General features: G+C 60.3%; 14 protein-coding genes. 9 read left to right on the plus strand and 5 right to left on the minus strand.

All coding sequences use genetic code 11. The features are described from left to right. Window positions 1-11: 11 nt before the first annotated feature. From FRH_RS03365 to speB, 4 genes are all read right to left on the minus strand, one after another. Window positions 12-1,460 carry an aldehyde dehydrogenase family protein gene (locus FRH_RS03365; protein WP_281997755.1) on the minus strand — a complete coding sequence of 483 codons (1,449 nt, stop codon included), beginning with the start codon at window positions 1,458-1,460 and terminating at the stop codon, window positions 12-14. A 9-nt stretch (window positions 1,461-1,469) separates the two neighbouring features. Beyond that, on the minus strand, window positions 1,470-3,098 hold the full coding sequence (locus FRH_RS03370) for a 5-guanidino-2-oxopentanoate decarboxylase (RefSeq protein ID WP_281997756.1): 1,629 nt from the start codon (window positions 3,096-3,098) through the stop codon (window positions 1,470-1,472). A 10-nt stretch (window positions 3,099-3,108) separates the two neighbouring features. Continuing rightward, window positions 3,109-4,491: a YjiH family protein gene (locus tag FRH_RS03375; protein ID WP_281997757.1), complete on the minus strand. Its 1,383-nt coding sequence runs from the start codon at window positions 4,489-4,491 to the stop codon at window positions 3,109-3,111. Window positions 4,492-4,628: 137 nt separating this feature from the next. Then, entirely contained in the window at window positions 4,629-5,579 is a 951-nt protein-coding gene (gene speB, locus FRH_RS03380; RefSeq protein WP_281997758.1) for an agmatinase, read from the minus strand. 275 nt (window positions 5,580-5,854) lie between these two features. On the opposite strand from speB, the gene FRH_RS03385 reads away from it, so the two are divergent. From FRH_RS03385 to recQ, 6 genes are all read left to right on the plus strand, one after another. Further along, complete coding sequence (locus tag FRH_RS03385; RefSeq protein ID WP_281997759.1) at window positions 5,855-7,273, plus strand: sigma 54-interacting transcriptional regulator; 1,419 nt, start codon at window positions 5,855-5,857, stop codon at window positions 7,271-7,273. Between the two features lie 104 nt (window positions 7,274-7,377). Further along, window positions 7,378-8,508, plus strand: a complete 1,131-nt coding sequence (locus FRH_RS03390) for an ABC transporter ATP-binding protein (protein ID WP_281997760.1) — start codon at window positions 7,378-7,380, stop codon at window positions 8,506-8,508. Window positions 8,509-8,552: 44 nt separating this feature from the next. Next, window positions 8,553-9,833: an ABC transporter substrate-binding protein gene (locus tag FRH_RS03395; protein ID WP_153843060.1), complete on the plus strand. Its 1,281-nt coding sequence runs from the start codon at window positions 8,553-8,555 to the stop codon at window positions 9,831-9,833. Window positions 9,834-9,896: 63 nt separating this feature from the next. Continuing rightward, a complete protein-coding gene (locus FRH_RS03400) occupies window positions 9,897-10,781 on the plus strand; it encodes a sugar ABC transporter permease (protein ID WP_153843059.1) in 885 nt (294 codons plus the stop codon). Next, complete coding sequence (locus FRH_RS03405) at window positions 10,778-11,623, plus strand: carbohydrate ABC transporter permease (protein ID WP_219861873.1); 846 nt, start codon at window positions 10,778-10,780, stop codon at window positions 11,621-11,623. Before FRH_RS03400 ends, FRH_RS03405 begins: the two co-directional genes overlap by 4 nt. A 62-nt stretch (window positions 11,624-11,685) precedes the next feature. Then, window positions 11,686-13,881 carry a DNA helicase RecQ gene (gene recQ / locus FRH_RS03410; protein WP_281997761.1) on the plus strand — a complete coding sequence of 732 codons (2,196 nt, stop codon included), beginning with the start codon at window positions 11,686-11,688 and terminating at the stop codon, window positions 13,879-13,881. On the opposite strand, the gene mtnA is transcribed toward recQ, so the two are convergent. Beyond that, complete coding sequence (gene mtnA / locus FRH_RS03415) at window positions 13,802-14,821, minus strand: S-methyl-5-thioribose-1-phosphate isomerase (protein WP_281997763.1); 1,020 nt, start codon at window positions 14,819-14,821, stop codon at window positions 13,802-13,804. The genes recQ and mtnA overlap by 80 nt on opposite strands. 105 nt (window positions 14,822-14,926) lie before the next feature. Between mtnA and mtnB the strand changes: the two genes are divergently transcribed. The 3 genes from mtnB to FRH_RS03430 are packed head-to-tail and all read left to right on the plus strand — an operon-like array spanning window position 14,927 to window position 16,784. After that, window positions 14,927-15,517 carry a methylthioribulose 1-phosphate dehydratase gene (gene mtnB, locus FRH_RS03420; protein WP_281997764.1) on the plus strand — a complete coding sequence of 197 codons (591 nt, stop codon included), beginning with the start codon at window positions 14,927-14,929 and terminating at the stop codon, window positions 15,515-15,517. Next, complete coding sequence (gene mtnC / locus FRH_RS03425; protein WP_281997765.1) at window positions 15,514-16,200, plus strand: acireductone synthase; 687 nt, start codon at window positions 15,514-15,516, stop codon at window positions 16,198-16,200. The genes mtnB and mtnC overlap by 4 nt, the downstream gene beginning before the upstream one ends. A gap of 35 nt (window positions 16,201-16,235) precedes the next feature. Then, entirely contained in the window at window positions 16,236-16,784 is a 549-nt protein-coding gene (locus FRH_RS03430; RefSeq protein ID WP_139525772.1) for a cupin, read from the plus strand. Window positions 16,785-16,928: the final 144 nt, after the last annotated feature.

Consider the following 16,928-nt stretch of genomic DNA (forward strand, 5'->3'; position numbering starts at 1 on the left):
GGCTCGGCGCATTACGTCGCTGGGCCAACCACATGCTTCACCTCTAGGTAGGCACTCAGTCCCCAAGGCCCCAACTCGCGGCCAATGCCGCTACGCTTGAAGCCGCCCCAGGCGGTTTCGGGCAGTACGAGCTGCTCGCTGTTGTACCAAATACTGCCTGCCCTCAACTGGCGGCCAATGCGCTTGGCGCGTTCCGGATCACCACTGATCACCGTGGCGGCGAGGCCAAAGTCACTGGCATTGGCAAGCCGAATGGCTTCGGCATCGCTGGTCACGCTATGGCCGCAAAGCACGGGGCCGAAGATCTCTTCTTTCCACAAACGGCTCTCTACCGGCACATCCCGGTAAAGTGTGGGTGCTAGAAAATAGCCTTGCGCGGGTAGCGTGCGGTGCCGCCCATCGCGCACTACCGTGAGGCCTTCCTGCTCGGCAATATCCAGATAACGCTTTACCGCATCGCGCTGCTTGGCGCTGGTCAACGGCCCTAAGTCGGTACCTTCGGCAAGCGGGTCGCCCAGTGTCAGCGCATCCATCCGTTCGGCAAGCGCCGCATAAAGTGCTTCGGCAATGTCTTCGTGTACCAATAGACGCGACGTGGCTGAGCAGATCTGCCCAGCGTTGAAGTAGATACCGGCCATGACCCAGTCAGCGGCTTGGGCAGGGTCTGCGTCTTCCATCACTACAATGGGCGATTTACCGCCCAGCTCCAGCGATACGCTCGCGGTGCGGGTACTGGCAGCCTGCATGACGGCCTCGCCCACGCGGTTACTGCCGGTAAAGGAGATTTTATCCACGCCAGGGTGGTTCGTCAGCGGCGCACCGATGCCCTCACCGTCACCATTGAGCAGATTCAACACCCCTGCGGGCAAGCCGATTTCCAGCGCGATCTCCGCCAGCACCCGTTCAGGCAGTGGCGTCACTTCCGACGGTTTGAGCACGGCAGTACAGCCTGCAGCCAAGGCAGGCGCCAGCTTCCAGGCACTGGTCACTAGCGGGAAGTTCCAGGGTGCGATCAGCCCCACGACGCCGACAGGGTCGTGATACGTGCGTGCTTCAACGCCGTCCATGTCGACATTGACCCGCTCCCCTTGCCGGGCACCCAGCGCTTTGGCTTGCTTGGCGTAGTAGCGATAACAGGCAATCGCATCGTCCAGATCAACACCTGCTTCCACCAGAGGCTTACCGTTATTGGTAGCCGACAGGGTGATCAATGCCTCTCGACGAGACGCTAGTGCATCAGCAAATCCATCGAGGTAGTTGGCACGTGCGGCCCCTCCCAACGCCTGCCATTCAGGTTGAGCCTGTTGAGCGGCGTTTACGGCAAGATCGACATCTGTCGCATCTCCCGCTGTGACCTGGGCAATACGCTCCTCGAGGTAAGGATTCATCACGTCGAGCAAACGGGTGCCCTTCGATGCAACCCACTGGTTGTTGATGAACTGCTGGTTGAGTGTCTGCATGGAAACGTCCTAGTCAGAAGGTGAGCACGCGCGCTGCCAAGCAGCGGCGTCGATCTCGATCAGTAGCGGCCCGCTGGGAGCACGGTTGGCGAGCGCCTCGGAAAGCTCGTCGGGGCTCTCTACCAGCATGCCCGGGCAGCCGAAGCCTTCGGCCAGAGTCAGGAAGTTGGGCGCTTGAATATCGACCCCCAAGCGCGCCACGCCGTTGGCATCCATATAGCGGCGGATCTCTTCGTAGCCCGCGTTATGCCATAGCACGACGACCACGGGCAGGCGGGCTTCCACGGCGGTGGCGAGTTCCGAGAGCGTAAACATCACTCCGCCGTCTCCCACCAGCGCCACGACGGGGAGATCAGGCCGGGCTAGCTGTGCTCCAAGTGCCGCAGGCAGCCCATAGCCCAGGGTGCCGTAGCCGGTAGAGGCATTGAAGTAGCGCCTGGGCGCAGGCTGGCTGACCAGATGGTTGCCGGCATACACCGGCGCGGTGGAGTCGCCCACGAGAATGGCGTCAGGCAAATGGTCGGCCAGCGTTGCGTAGAGGGGCACGAAATCGCTAAACGCGGGATCGTTGGCCAAATCCAAAGCGTTCAGAGTAGAGGCCGTTCGCTCGACGCCCTGACGTTTCAGAGGCTCAGAAAAATGCTTGAGCAGAAGCTGCAAACTCCGCCCGGCATCGCCCACCAGGCCGAGCGTAGTACGCTGATTGCGCACCAGCTGCTCGGGATCGATGTCGATACGAATCAGCGTGCCGTTGAGATGAAAGCCGTCGTCGAAAACGACGTCATAGTCGGTTTCGCCCAGCTCGGTGCCTATGGCCAAAATCACATCGGCACTGGCAGCCAGCTCCCTCACAGCGGGCAGTGCGGCATTGGCTCCCAGGTCCAGCGGGTGATCACGCCCCAGCAGTCCCTTGGCGTTGATGGTCGTCACCGTGGGGGCATCCAGCTGCTCTACCAGGGCCCTGGCGGCGTCTGGCGCTGACACACAACCACCCCCTAACAGCACCAGAGGCTGCTGCGCCGCCTTGAGTAGCCGAGCCGCCTCGGCCAGCCCTTCCGGGTCGGGAGCCGCGCGGTATAGCGTGGGCGCTTGCCAGCTAGTCGGCACGCTGACAGGCGCATTAAACAGATCGATAGGGATTTCGATATGTACCGGGCCTGGGCGAGCACCACTGAACACGGCAAAGGCGCGGGCCAGTACTTCCGGCAGCGTGCTGGCATCCAGCAGCGTGTGGCTAAACCGCGCCACGCCGCTGATCAGTTGCTGCTGGCTGGGCAGTTCGTGCAGCCGCCCCTGACCCAAGCCCAGGGTATCGCGTCGGTTAACGCTGGAGATCACCAGCATGGGGATGGAGTCCGCCAGGGCTTGGCCCATGGCGGTGGCTATATTGGTCATCCCCGGCCCGGTGATGATCAAGCACACCCCCGGCTGACCGCTGGCACGGGCATAGCCATCGGCCATGAAGCCAGCCCCCTGCTCGTGGCGCGGGGTGATGTGCTCTACCTCACTGCTTTCCAGGCCACGGTACAGCTCTACTGTGTGTACACCGGGAATGCCAAACAGTGCCCGCACGCCGTAGGTATCGCGCAGCAGATGGATCAACAGATCGGCGCAGGTCATCGTCGTTGACTCGTTCATACATGACCTCTTAGAAGAAAAACGTATGGGCCATGAAGGCAATGATTGGCAGCGTAATGGCCGTACGCAGCAGAAACACCACGGCTAGCTCCCAGAACCTGATGGGAATCTTCGACTTGAGCAGCAGTGCACCAATTTCCGACATATACACCAGCTGCGTCATGGAAAGGCAGGCAATCACGAAGCGGGTCAACTCACTATCGATGTTGGTGGCCAGCACGGCAGGCAGGAACATGTCCGCGAACCCTACCAGCGTGGCAGGGGCGGCCGCCTGGGCTTCGGGAAGACGCAACAGCTCCAGCACCGGCACCATGGGGTAAGAGAGCCAGGTAAATAGCGGCGTGAACTCGGCCAAAATCAGCGCCACGGTGCCAATCGCAAACACCAATGGCAGCAGCGTCAGAAAGATATCGATGACGTTGAGCAGCGCCAACAGTGCTAGTTCTTTTGGCCCTGGTGCGCCCGCTGCGCGGCGGGTGGCCTGCAACAGGCTGTAGCGGAACAGGCCCACGTTTTCGGTGCGCTCCTCGCTTAACTGGCAGCCGACCGGCTCGTAGTAGTCATTGGATTTACGCGACAGCGGCGGAATCCGCGAGACAACCACCGCAGCAATTAAGCCCGACACCACGACGGTAAAGTAGAACGGCACGAACAGGTGATTGAGATTGACGAAATTGACTACTAACAGACTAAAAGCGATGGAAGCGACAGAGAAGTTCGTTGCAATCACCGAGGCTTCGCGGCCATTGTAGTAGCCCTGCTCGTACTGTTGGGCAGTAATTAGCACACCCACCGTTCCCGACCCCATCCAAGAGGCAGTCGCATCGATAGCGCTTCGCCCAGGTAAGTTGAAAATAATGCGAAACGGTTTGCGTACCATGGTGCCAATGAACTCCATGAAACCGAATTCGACCAGAAATGGCAGCAATACGGCAGCAAAGAAGAAAAAGGTCAACAACACAGGGGCTAAGTCATTGAGCATGACACCGCCGGTAAACGACGCAGTGACGAACTCAGGCCCAAACTGGAAAAAGGTCATGATGACAAAAACGGCGCCCAAGACCCGCATGGCTATCCAAATCGCGCCCACATTGAACATATCGTGGAAAGGCCCACTTTTCGCCCAGGCAGGTTGGGTGACTTTAACGTAGAGCGTCACGACGACTGACAGGCACAATACGAACAACGCGATAGCGGGTAAGGCGTCCTCCAGCAGAGATTGCAGCCCATCTGCCATGATCCCCATGCCAATATTGATCGAATCACCTATTTGGAAAGGCACCAAAAACAGCATTACCCCAATGATGGAAGGGATCAGAAACTTCAGTAAATCTCGGCTAGGGATGGGGGCCGTCGATGTCGGTTCTTCCGACTTCGCTTGAGAATGAGACATACGATTCACCTTTTGAGTGTGATTATTGGAGGTGGGCTGGCGGCGTCCGGAAGGGAAGCGAGGCTTCCCTTCTCATGTATTGTCATCTGCGCCTTGTTAGGTCGGCGCTTGGTGCAGGGCACTTTTGCAGGCAGCGCTTACGGGCGGCGTTGCGCTGCGGGCAGTACGCAGAGCATTTCATAAAGCAGCGTGGCGCCCATTAGCGCCGTGTTGCCGCTGGGGTCGTACGGCGGCGACACTTCCACTAGATCGCCACCAACGATATTCAAGCCCGCAGCGCCCCGCACGATTTCCAAGCCTTGGGCAGAGGTCAGCCCGCCCATCTCCACGGTGCCGGTGCCAGGGGCAACGGAGGGATCCAACCCGTCGATATCAAAACTGATATACACCGGGGTATCGCCCATTTGCTCACGCACTTCGGCCATCAGTGGGGCCAGCGAGCGGTACCAGCACTCCTCGGCGGGCACTACGCGGAAACCCTGTTCGCGGCACCAGTCGAAATCTTCCGGGGCATAGCCGGTTCCACGCAGGCCGATTTGCACGACCTTGTTATGAGCCAGCAGCCCTTCCTCTTGGGCGCGGCGGAACGGCGTGCCATGGGCAATCGGCTCACCGAACATATGCTCGTTCACATCCGCATGGGCATCGATATGAATCAAGCCCACCGGGCCATGCTTTTTGGCCATGGCGCGTAGAATCGGCAGCGTCAGCGTGTGCTCGCCCCCTAGCGTGAGAGGAATGCAGTCATGCTTCAGCACGTCGTCGTAGAAGGCGGTGATGATGTCGACGCTTTTCGGCAGATGAAAGGTGTTGATGGGCACGTCACCGATATCGGCGATCTGAAGACGCTCGAAGGGAGCTGCCCCCGTGGCCATGTTGAAGGGGCGCAACATGCGCGACTCATCGCGAATCTGGCGTGGCCCCAGGCGGGTACCGGGGCGGTTCGATGTACCGATATCCATGGGAATGCCGATAAACGCTGCATCCAGCCCTTCGGCACTCTCTTGTGTGGGCAGGCGCATCATGGTGGCAGGGCCTGCAAAGCGCGGCATGGTGTTGCCGCCCAGCGGCTGATTGAATTCCGACATCGTTCTCTCCTTGGATTTATTGTGGCCAGCCTGAAGGGCTCGGCGCTTCAGCGATTTATCCAGCTCATACCGCTCATGCATCGTTGATGCACAGATCAGTGCACAGACCATGCCAAGTCACCTGCGCTGATAAGTAGGGAGGTTTACCGCCCCATCGATGCAAAAATGAATCGCAACGCTAATGAAACGATGCAAAAATGAATCAACGAGTCATATTTGCATTGTCCTGTTCATCCAACGATACAAAAGCGGGTGCGGTAGATAAGGAGGGACGCATGAGTGAAATCGACAGGCGCGTACTGCAAACCATTGTGGAAACCGCGAATGACCACTTTTTTATTGTCAGTGGCGACGGTCAAATCTTGGATATAAGCCCAGGTGCCGAGGCGGTGTACGGCGTCTCGCGGGAAGAGCTGCTCTCCAGCAGCGTTCAACAGCTGCAGGCGGCCGGCGTTTTGAAACCTTCCATCACCCTGGAAGTGATGCGCACCCGCCAGCCCGCTCAGCTAATGCAAATCACCGGCACGGGTCGCCGCGTCATCGCAGAAGCCTACCCGGTGTTCGTCAACGGCACGCTAGAGCGCATTATCAGCCGCTCAAGAGATCTCACCGACTTACAGCTTCTGCAGGACGAGTACGCCCTGCTACAAAAACGCTTTAGCGAACACTTAAAGCGCAGCCAGGCCGCGCCCGATGCCGAAGAGCAGGCGTTGGATGACGCGTTGGATAACCTGCAGGTCAGAAGCCATGTGATGCGGGAAATCGCCCTGCTGCTCAAGCGTGTCGCGCCGTCGGATGCCAACGTGCTGATGCTCGGCGAATCAGGCGTCGGCAAGACCGCGTTCGCCAAGCAGCTACACCGGTGGAGCCAGCGCTGCGACGGCCCCTTTATTGAAGTGAACTGCGCGGCAATCCCGGAAAATCTGTTTGAGTCCGAAATGTTTGGCTATCAGCCCGGCGCCTTCAGCGGTGCAGCCCGGCAAGGCAAAGCGGGGCTGTTAGAGCAGGCCGAAAGCGGCACGCTGTTTCTGGACGAAATCGGCGAGCTGCCGCTATTGATGCAAACCAAGCTGCTTAAAGTCATTCAGGATGGCAGCCTGACGCGCCTGGGTGATACGCGCTCCCGTCGGGTCGATTTTCGCTTGGTCGTGGCAACCAATCAGGATTTGGGCAAACAGGTAGAAGCGGGGCGTTTCCGCCTCGACCTTTACTACCGTCTCAACGTCATCCCGGTCACTCTGCCACCGCTGCGCGACCGACGTGAGGATATTCCCGTCCTGGTTGAAGCGTGTTTAAACCGGCTCAACCAGCGCTATGGGCGGCAGAAAATTCTCGGTAATCACGTATGGTCGACCCTCATGGGCAGCGACTGGCCGGGTAATGTCAGGGAGCTGGAAAACTGGCTGGAGAGAGCCTGGCTTTCAAGCCCCACCGATCAAATTGAAGTGCCTGCAACGCAGGCCTATATCGAACAGCATACCCACCGCTTGGCGAATGTATCTGCTTCACCTATCGCGGCACCGCTCGCCTCAGGCGAAAGCTTGAAAGAGTACCTAGAGCGGTTAGAGCGGGACGCGCTACGAACGTTGTGTCACACGCTGCCCAGCACCTACGCCATCGCCAAGCGGCTGGGTATCAGCCAATCCAGCGTCGTACGCCGGTTGCAGCGTTACGGCATTAACATCTCTCGTTGATGCTTAGCCCCATACGTCACACCCCTGCCACACGAGCGTCATTCAACCGCAACACCTCCATCACATGATTGACCGATAAGCCCACGGCCAATCTTGGAGGTGCTATGTCACAACAGCCGCAAATACGCCTTCAAAGCGTTTCCAAGCACTGGGGCGCGACCACGGCAGTCAACGACATTTCCTTCGACATTCAGCCTGGGCAGTTCGTCATCCTGCTGGGGCCGTCAGGCTGTGGAAAATCCACCACGCTGCGCATGATCGCAGGTTTGGAAGAAGCCAGCAGCGGGGAGATTCATATTGGTGAGCGCGATGTGACACGCCTGCCACCTGGCGACCGTGGGCTGAGCATGGTGTTTCAGTCCTATGCGCTATTTCCGCATTTGAGCGTGGCCGACAACATCGTCTTTGGCCTGCGCAGCCGGAAGGTAGCGAAGGCAGAACGGCAGCAGCGCCTGGCCCAGGTGGCCGAGCTGGTGGACCTGACGGATTACCTGCACCGCAAACCGGCCCAGCTTTCCGGCGGCCAGCGTCAGCGGGTGGCGCTGGCGCGAGCGATTATCTCAGAGCCCCCCATCTGTTTGATGGATGAGCCGCTGTCCAACCTCGATGCGCGGCTGCGCAGCGATATGCGCAGGGAGATCAAAGCCCTGCAATCACGACTCGATATGACGGTGGTTTACGTCACTCACGATCAGGTGGAGGCCATGAGCATGGGAGACCGTGTGATCTTGATGCAACAAGGACATATCGTGCAGGACGGCACACCCGACGAACTTTATAACCAGCCCGCCAGCGCTTTTGCTGCCAGCTTTATTGGCAGCCCGGCCATGAACCTTTTGCCTCTAGTGCAAGGTGACCAGGGGGCCGTTATCGAGGGCGAACCCTCGACCCCAGTGGCTCCCATGGAGGCCGCCGGGGGGCAGCTGGGCGTGCGCCCTGAAGATATCGAACTGCGCCCAGCATCCGAGGCAGGCATTCCGGCCCAGGTACTCAGTGATGAGTACTTAGGTGCCGACACGATTGCCCATGTCGCCGTCGGCAATCACACCGTGCGCGTTCGCCTTAGCGGTAAGCAAGCGCTCTCGGGTAAGCCCTGCAAACTCTACTGGACGCCAGATAGCGCCCATTTGTTTGATCAACAGGGTCTGCGTCAGCAAGCGTTAGCGCCTCTTGCCTTACCCGCTTCGCATCGAAGCGTACCGCGCCCGCCCGCCGTGGGCTCTTTCCAACACTGACCGCTCTCATCCTGACAACATCACAAACACTTGTGGAGTCTCTCATGCGTTCTCAGTTCTCTTTTGCAATGACAGCCATCGCCGCAGCACTGTTAGGTGCCGGTCACGCCAGCGCTAACAGTGTCGACTTGACGATGTACTACCCTGTTTCCGTAGGTGGCGCACTGACCGAGGTCGTTGACAACTTGGTGGACGAGTTCGAAAGCGAACACCCGGATATCAACGTAGAAGCCATCTACGCAGGCAACTACGACGACACTCGCGTGCGCGCCATGTCCGCCATGGAAGCGGGCGATACGCCTCAGCTCTCGGTGCTGTTCTCCATCGACCTGTACGAGCTGATCGAGCAGAACGCCATCGTGGCCTTTGATGACCTCATCGACACCGAGGAAGAGCAAGCGTGGCTGGATAGCTTCTACCCCGGGCTGATGGAGAACGGTCAGTTGGATGGCAAGACCTACGGTATCCCCTTCCAGCGCTCCACCATCGTGCTGTTCTGGAACAAGGACGCCTTTGCAGCCGCTGGCCTGGACCCGGAAACGCCGCCGGAAAACTGGGAAGAGATGGCCGAGATGGCGGCTGCCGTGCGCGAAGCCTCGAACGGAGAACAATGGGGCGTGATGGTACCGTCCACCGGCTACCCCTACTGGATGTTCCAGGCGTTCGCCTTCCAGAACGGCCATCGCCTGATGAACGACGATGGCACCGAGGTCTATTTTGACGACCCGGCCGCCATCGAAGCTCTCGAATACTGGGTGTCGCTGGCTACCGAGCACGATGCCATGCCTAGCGGCACCATCGAGTGGGGCACTCTGCGCCAGAACTTCCTAGAGCAGTCCACCGCCATGATGTGGCACACGACGGGTAACCTGACCGCCGTACGCAACGAGGCCAATTTCGAATTTGGCGTCGCCATGCTGCCCATGAAGACCCAGCGCGGCAGCCCCACTGGCGGCGGCAATTTCTACATCTTTGAAGATGCCAGCGAAGAAGAGCAGCGCGCGGCGATGACCTTCATCCGCTGGATGACCGCGCCCGAGCGTGCCGCCGCATGGTCGATCGAGACCGGCTACATGGGCGTTAGCCCCGCCGCTTACGAAACCGACGCGCTACAACGCTATGTGGCAGAGTTCCCACCCGCAGCGGTCGCCCGTGACCAGCTGGAACACGGCACGGCGGAGCTTTCCACCTACCAAGGTGGCCGCATTCGCCGCGCCCTGGATAACGCTGTACAAGCGGCGCTGACCGGACAGATGTCGCCAGAAGAAGCACTTAGCCAAGCACAACAAGAAGCCGACAGCGTGTTGCGCCGCTACGCACGCTAATCGTCAGACATATGACTGTTCGCCGGGGCATGCCCCGGCTTTTCCAACGTCTGGTACTGCTCTATGTCATTCAACGACCACCGCAACATGCAGCTCTATGGCGCGCTTCTGCTGCTACCCGCTGCGGTGCTGCTGACAACGTTTGCCTATTTGCCGACCGTTTCTACGGTCATTAACAGCCTTTTCTTACCCGGCTTCCGCGGTGCGCCCCCTGAATTCGTAGGCATCGAGAACTATCAGGTGCTGTTCGATGACCCAACGTTTTGGCAGGTAGCCCGCAATAATCTGTTCTATGCACTAGGTACCATTCCCACCTCTATTGCGCTGGCCTTGGGCATGGCGCTATTCGTCAACGGCAAACTGCCGGGGCGCGGTTTTGTACGTATGGCCTACTTTACGCCGACGATTCTACCCATGATCGCCGCGGCCAATATCTGGATGTTTTTTTATGCGCCGCAGATTGGGCTGTTTAACAGTGTGCTCGGTGCGCTGGGATTTTCCGGCGTTAACTGGCTAGGCGATCCAAGCGTTGCGTTAAGCTCGGTCATCGTCATGTCGGTGTGGAAAGAAGCCGGCTTTTTTATGATTTTCTATCTCGCGGCGCTGCAGAGCATCCCACCCGAGTTAAAAGAGGCTGCCGACCTTGAAGGGACGAACCGTTGGAGCTTTTTCTGGCGGGTCACCTTTCCGCTACTGATGCCCACCACGCTGTTTGTGCTGATCAACGCGCTGATCAATGCGGTGCGGGTGGTCGACCACCTGTTCATTCTGACCAAGGGCGGGCCCAATAACGCCACCAACCTGCTGCTCTATTACGTCTACGAGAACGCGTTCTCCTTCTTCGACCGCACCATGGCGGCCACCATCACCGTGGTCATTCTGCTGGTACTGGCGGTGGTGGCCACGCTGAAGTTCACAATCCTGGACCGTAGGACGCACTACCAATGAATACGCCCGCTACCTACGCGCCCCGCGCGCGCTTCGACTACTCCCTACCAGCGTTGGAAACGATAGCGGCATGGCTACTCGCGGTTATTTGGATCTTTCCACTGCTGTACGCCTTTTGGGCCGCCTTCCACCCCAGCGAATTCATGGTGACTTTCGATCTGTTCGCCCCGCTCACACTGGATAACTTCATGAACGCCTGGGCCCAGGCCCCCTTTGCGCGTTACTACCTGAACACCTTCGCGCTGGTGACCGGCGTGGTACTGGCCCAGTTCGTGGTCTGCACGCTGGCCGCCTTTGCCTTTGCCCGCTTTCCGATCCCCGGCAAGCACCTGCTGTTCATGCTGGTGCTGATTCAGCTATTCGTGTTTCCCGAAGTGCTGATCGTCGAGAACTACCGTATTGCCAGCGAGCTGGGGCTGATCAATACCATCACCGGCATTGGCCTGCCCTACGTGGCCAGCGCCTTCGGCATTTTCCTGCTGCGTCAGACCTTCAAGACCATCCCCCGAGAGCTGGAGGACGCCGCCCGTATCGAGGGCTGTGGCTGGCTGGAAATTCTGTGGAAGGTCTACGTGCCGCTGGCCAAGCCCACCTATCTGGCCTACGGGCTGGTGTCGATCAGCCACCACTGGAACAACTTCCTGTGGCCGCTGGTGGTGACCAACTCCGTGGAGAGCCGCCCGCTGACGGTGGGATTGGGCGTGTTCTCCGCGCCAGAAACCGGCGTCAACTGGGCCACCGTCAGCGCTGCCACACTGCTGAGTATTGCGCCGCTGCTGGTGGCTTTTCTGCTGTTCCAGCGCCAGTTCGTGCAATCGTTTTTACGGGCGGGGATTCGCTAACCCAACTCACTCGAGTTTTCGTGCGACAATTCTCCTTCACGCACACGACAAGGAGAGCAGCGATGCACGGCGACCCGGCAGCCCTCAAGGTACTGCAAGACGTCTTTGGCTTTGAGCGCTTTCGTGGCCCCCAGCAGGCCATCATCGAGCACGTGACGGGCGGCGGAGACGCGCTGGTGCTGATGCCCACCGGCGGCGGCAAATCGCTGTGCTATCAAATCCCGGCGCTGCTGCGCTCTGGCACCGCCATCGTGGTCTCGCCGCTCATCGCGCTGATGCAGGATCAGGTGGCCGCGCTGATTCAGAACGGGGTGCGCGCCGCCTATCTCAACTCCAGCCTTGAGATGCATGAGGCGATGGAGGTGGAGAACCGCCTGCGCGCAGGCGAGCTGGACCTGCTCTACGTCGCGCCCGAGCGGCTGGCCACGGCGCGCATGCAGATGCTGCTGGAGCAGACGCGCATTGCGCTGTTCGCCATCGACGAGGCCCACTGCGTTTCCCAATGGGGGCACGATTTCCGCCCCGAGTATCGCCAGCTCTCCCACCTGCATCAGCGCTTTCCTGACGTGCCGCGCATCGCGCTCACCGCCACCGCCGATGTGCCTACGCGGCACGACATCATGGAGCACCTGCAGCTTCAGGACGCCGCGCTCTACAACAACGGCTTTGATCGGCCCAACATTCGCTACCACATCGCTGAAAATCAGGGCAATGCCAAAGAGCAGCTGCTGAGTTTCATCCGCGAGCATCACGACGGCGAGGCGGGCATCGTCTACTGTCTCTCTCGCCGCAAGGTGGAAGAGACCGCCGCCTGGCTGGCGCGCCAGGGACTGACCGCGCTGCCCTACCACGCCGGGCTGCCCGCCGAGCAGCGCCAGCAGCACCAAGCCCGCTTTCTGCGCGAAGATGGCGTGGTGATCGTCGCCACCATTGCCTTCGGCATGGGCATCGACAAACCCGACGTGCGCTTCGTGGCGCACCTCAACCTGCCCAAAAGCATCGAAGCCTACTACCAGGAGACCGGTCGCGCCGGGCGCGACGGGCTGCCCGCCGATGCCTGGATGGCCTACGGACTTCAGGACGTGATTACCCTGCGCCAGATGCAGCAGGACTCCGGTGCCGCCGACCAGCAGAAGCGCATCGAGCAACAGAAGCTCGATGCCATGCTGGGGCTCTGCGAGATTATCAGCTGCCGTCGTCAGGCGCTGCTCCACTACTTTGGCGATTCGCTAGATGAACCCTGCGGCAACTGCGATAACTGCCTCACCCCGCCCGACACCTGGGAGGCCACCGTGGCCGCGCAGAAGGCGCTGTCGTGTGTCTACCGCACCGAACAGCGCTTTGGCGTCACGTATTTGGTGGATGTGCTGCTCGGCAAGCGCAACGAGCGTATCAGCCGCTTTGGCCACGACAGCCTGAGCACCTTCGGCATCGGCCAGGAGCTCACCGCCAGCGAGTGGAAAGCGCTGTTTCGTCAGCTGATCGCCAGCGGCTATCTGAGCGTTGATATGGAGGGACATGGCGGCATCAAGCTCACCGCCAATGCCAGGCCCCTACTGCGCGGCGAGCAACGTCTCACCCTGCGCAAACCCAGCAAGCCCGCGCGGCGTGGAGCCAAAGGGGCATCTGCGGCCAAGGGCCACGGCGCACTGTGGGAGGCGCTTCGCCAGCATCGCAAGGCGCTGGCCGATGCCCAGGGCGTGCCCGCCTACGTGATCTTCAACGACGCCACCCTGGCCGAGCTGGTCGCGCAAAAACCGCAAACGCTGCAGGCACTGGGCGCCATCTCGGGCATCGGCGCACGCAAGCTGGCCGATTACGGTGAAGGATTTCTGGCGGTGGTACTGGCGCACCCAAACGAGCCCGAGATACCCGCCGACATCGGCAATAGCGCCATGGAATCTGCCACGCTGCTGCGCCAGGGGTTCACCCCCGAACAAGTCGCCAAGCAGCGCGGGCTGGCCGCCAACACGGTCTACCGCCATTTGAGCGATGCCATTCAAGGCGGCGAACTGGCCCTGGAAGAGGTGGTCAACCTGGACCCGGCGACCCTGGCGCAGATTCACGCCGCCTTCGAACAGTTTCCAGGCCAGGGGCTGAAAGTGGTGTTCGAAGCGCTGGAGGGGCGTATCGATTACTCGATACTGCACTGCGTGCGGGCTTCCCTGGCTGCCAGGGTTAGCGCCATCCCCGCAGATGCTCGCCCCGAGCAATCGCCGCTGAGTCGAACACGCCGGTATCCAACACCCAGGCGGTGACCAGTGACGCGGGCGTCACGTCAAACGCCGGGTTCCACACCGGCGCCTCAGAGGGCGCCCACTCCACCTCCCCAAACGCCCCTGCAACACCGCGCACTTCCGCGCCATCGCGCTGCTCGATGGGAATAGCCGCGCCGGACGCGCAGGCGGGGTCGACCGTGGTGTAAGGGGCCACCACGTAGAACGGTACCTGATGGTAGTGTGCCGCCACCGCCAGCATGTAAGTGCCCACTTTGTTGGCAAAGTCGCCGTTGGCGCAGATGCGATCCGCCCCGACCATCACTTTATCCACCTTGCCCGCTGCCATCAGGCTGGCCGCCATGCTGTCGGTGATCAACTGGTAGGGAATGCCCAGGTCCGCCATTTCCCAGGCGGTCAAGCGGCCGCCCTGCAGCAGCGGGCGGGTCTCATCCACGTAGACATGCAGATCGATGCCGCGCTGTTGGGCGATGGCCAGCGCGCCAATCGCGGTACCTACGCCCGCCGTGGCCAGCGCGCCGGTGTTGCAGTGGGTCAGCACGCGGTCGCCGGAGGCCAGCAGGTCGGCGCCCCGCTCGGCCATGCGTTGGCACAGGGCGCGGTCCTCTTCGAACAGCGCTTTGGCACGCTCGGCCAGGGCGTCCGCGCCCTGGGCAAAACAGGCTTCCATGGCGTCCAGGCAGTACATTAGGTTCACCGCCGTCGGGCGCGTTGCCCGTAAGCGGTCGCTCACTAACTGCCACTCGCTTTGCGGATGGCGCGCCGCGTACTGGGCCAATACAAAGGCGGCGCTCAAGCCGATCAGCGGCGCCCCGCGAATGGCAAGGCGTTTGACCGCGTGCTGCCACGCCTCGGGAGAATCGCAGCGCACCCACTCTTCGGCCTGGGGGAGCCGGGTCTGGTCCAAATATTCGAGCGCGTCGGCATACACCCGTAAACTGCGTGACTGTAAATTGACCATGAAGGGCTCCTTGAGGTCTTGAACCGGTGAACGCGGCGCGCGGCTTATCAGGCGCGAAGCTTATCATATAGAATGGCCGCCACTAGACGAGGCGATGCTGACCCGATGAACACCTTACACACCGAACTGCTGGACGCCATCTCCTGGGCGGCCCAGCAAGGCTGGACGCCCGCCACCGGCGGCAACTTTTCCGCGCGTACCGAAACGGGCTATATAGTCACCGCCTCCGGGCGGGATAAAACCCGACTCCAGCCGGACGATCTGCTGCACTGCGACTTTGATGGCAATGTACGCTCCGGCGATTGCAAGCCAAGTGCAGAAAGCGACTTGCATGCAGCGCTTTATCGCTATGAACCGACGATTGCTTGTGTGCTGCACGTTCATACCGTGGCCAGCACCGTGTTGTCGCGGCGCTTTCCTGACGGCATCGAACTGAGCGGCTTCGAGATGCAAAAGGCGCTGACAGGTAACGAGACCCACGAAGCCACTATTCGCTTGCCGGTCGTACCTAATGAACAAGATATGGTTGAGTTGGCTAGACATGTACGACTCGGCTGGCCGATGCCCTGGGGCTTTTTGGTCGAGGGCCACGGTATTTACGCCGTCGGCGACAGCATTGCCAGCTGCCGCCGCCATCTGGAAGCCATCGAATTCTTACTTGCCTGTGTACTGGAAGAGAGCCGGTGGTCCCAATGAGTCAATCAACCGTTCGCGCTATCGTGACCGATATCGAAGGCACCACCACCGATATCAATTTCGTCCATAACGTGTTGTTCCCCTACGCCTACGCCAAGCTGCCCGACTTTCTGCGCGAGAACGCAGAGGCCCTGGCGGTGGCCGAGCAGATCCATGCCGTGCGTGATGTCATGAAGGACGCCAACGCCACGCTGGAAGCGGTAATCGCCACGCTGCTGCACTGGATCGATACCGACCAGAAAGTGACGCCGCTCAAAGCCCTGCAAGGCATGGTATGGGCCGACGGCTACCAGCGCGGCGACTTCACTGGCCATTTATACGCGGATGTCGCGCCAGCGCTGCGCCAGTGGCAGGCAGAAGGCAAGGCGCTGTATGTGTACTCTTCGGGCTCGGTGCAGGCGCAGAAATTGCTGTTTGGCTATAGCGATGAGGGCGATTTGACCCCGCTGTTCAGCGGCTACTTCGACACCCATATTGGCCATAAGCGTGAGGCCGCCGCCTATCAGCGTATCGTCACTGAGCTTGACCTGCCCGCGGAGGCAGTGCTGTTCTTGTCGGATGTGGTCGAAGAGCTGGACGCGGCCCAGCAGGCGGGCATGCAAACGCTACAGCTGGTGCGTGAAGGTACCCAGGCGGGCACCCGCCACCCGTGCGTCACCCGTTTCGACGAGATCCCCCTGTAACGTTTCTGTCTCGTCACTTTCAAGGAGAGCTTACGATGTCGCAACTCAAAGTATTTGCCGATAACAATCCCCATGATGCCCTCATCGACACCACCGACGGCGAACGGATTACCGCTGAGCTAAACCAGGTAGGCGTACTGTTCGAGCGCTGGGCAACCCCAGGCGAGATTGCCGACGATGCCACCCAGGAAGAGATTCTGGCGCTCTACCAGGAGGACATCGACCGGGTCAAAGCCAAGGGCGGCTACCAAACCGTCGACGTGCTGCACATGGTGCCCACCCACCCGGATAAAGACGCCATGCGCCAGAAATTCCTGAACGAGCACCGCCACCACGAAGACGAAGTGCGCTTCTTCGTCAAAGGCCAGGGGCTGTTCTGCCTGCACATCAAGGATAAGGTCTACCAAGTGCTTTGCACCCGCAACGACCTGATCAGCGTGCCCGCCAACACCCCGCACTGGTTCGACATGGGGCCAGAACCGGAATTCACCGCGCTGCGCTTCTTCGACAACGTGGAAGGCTGGGTCCCCCACTGGACCGAAAGCGACATCGCCGGAAAATTCGATCGTTTAGATCAGCTTTGAATAAATAAGACTGATCCCAGGCCGATACACACCTATGCGGGGGCGCTGTGAACCCATCCATGGGCGCTACTTTCGCCATCCATGGCGAAAGACCCCCGCTACGGTCTGTCCCGGCCTTCTCACATCGCCGTTCTGTCTTTAATA

It is taken from the genome of Halomonas sp. A020 (genome assembly GCF_027943625.1).
Taxonomy (GTDB): Bacteria; Pseudomonadota; Gammaproteobacteria; order Pseudomonadales; family Halomonadaceae; genus Vreelandella; species Vreelandella piezotolerans.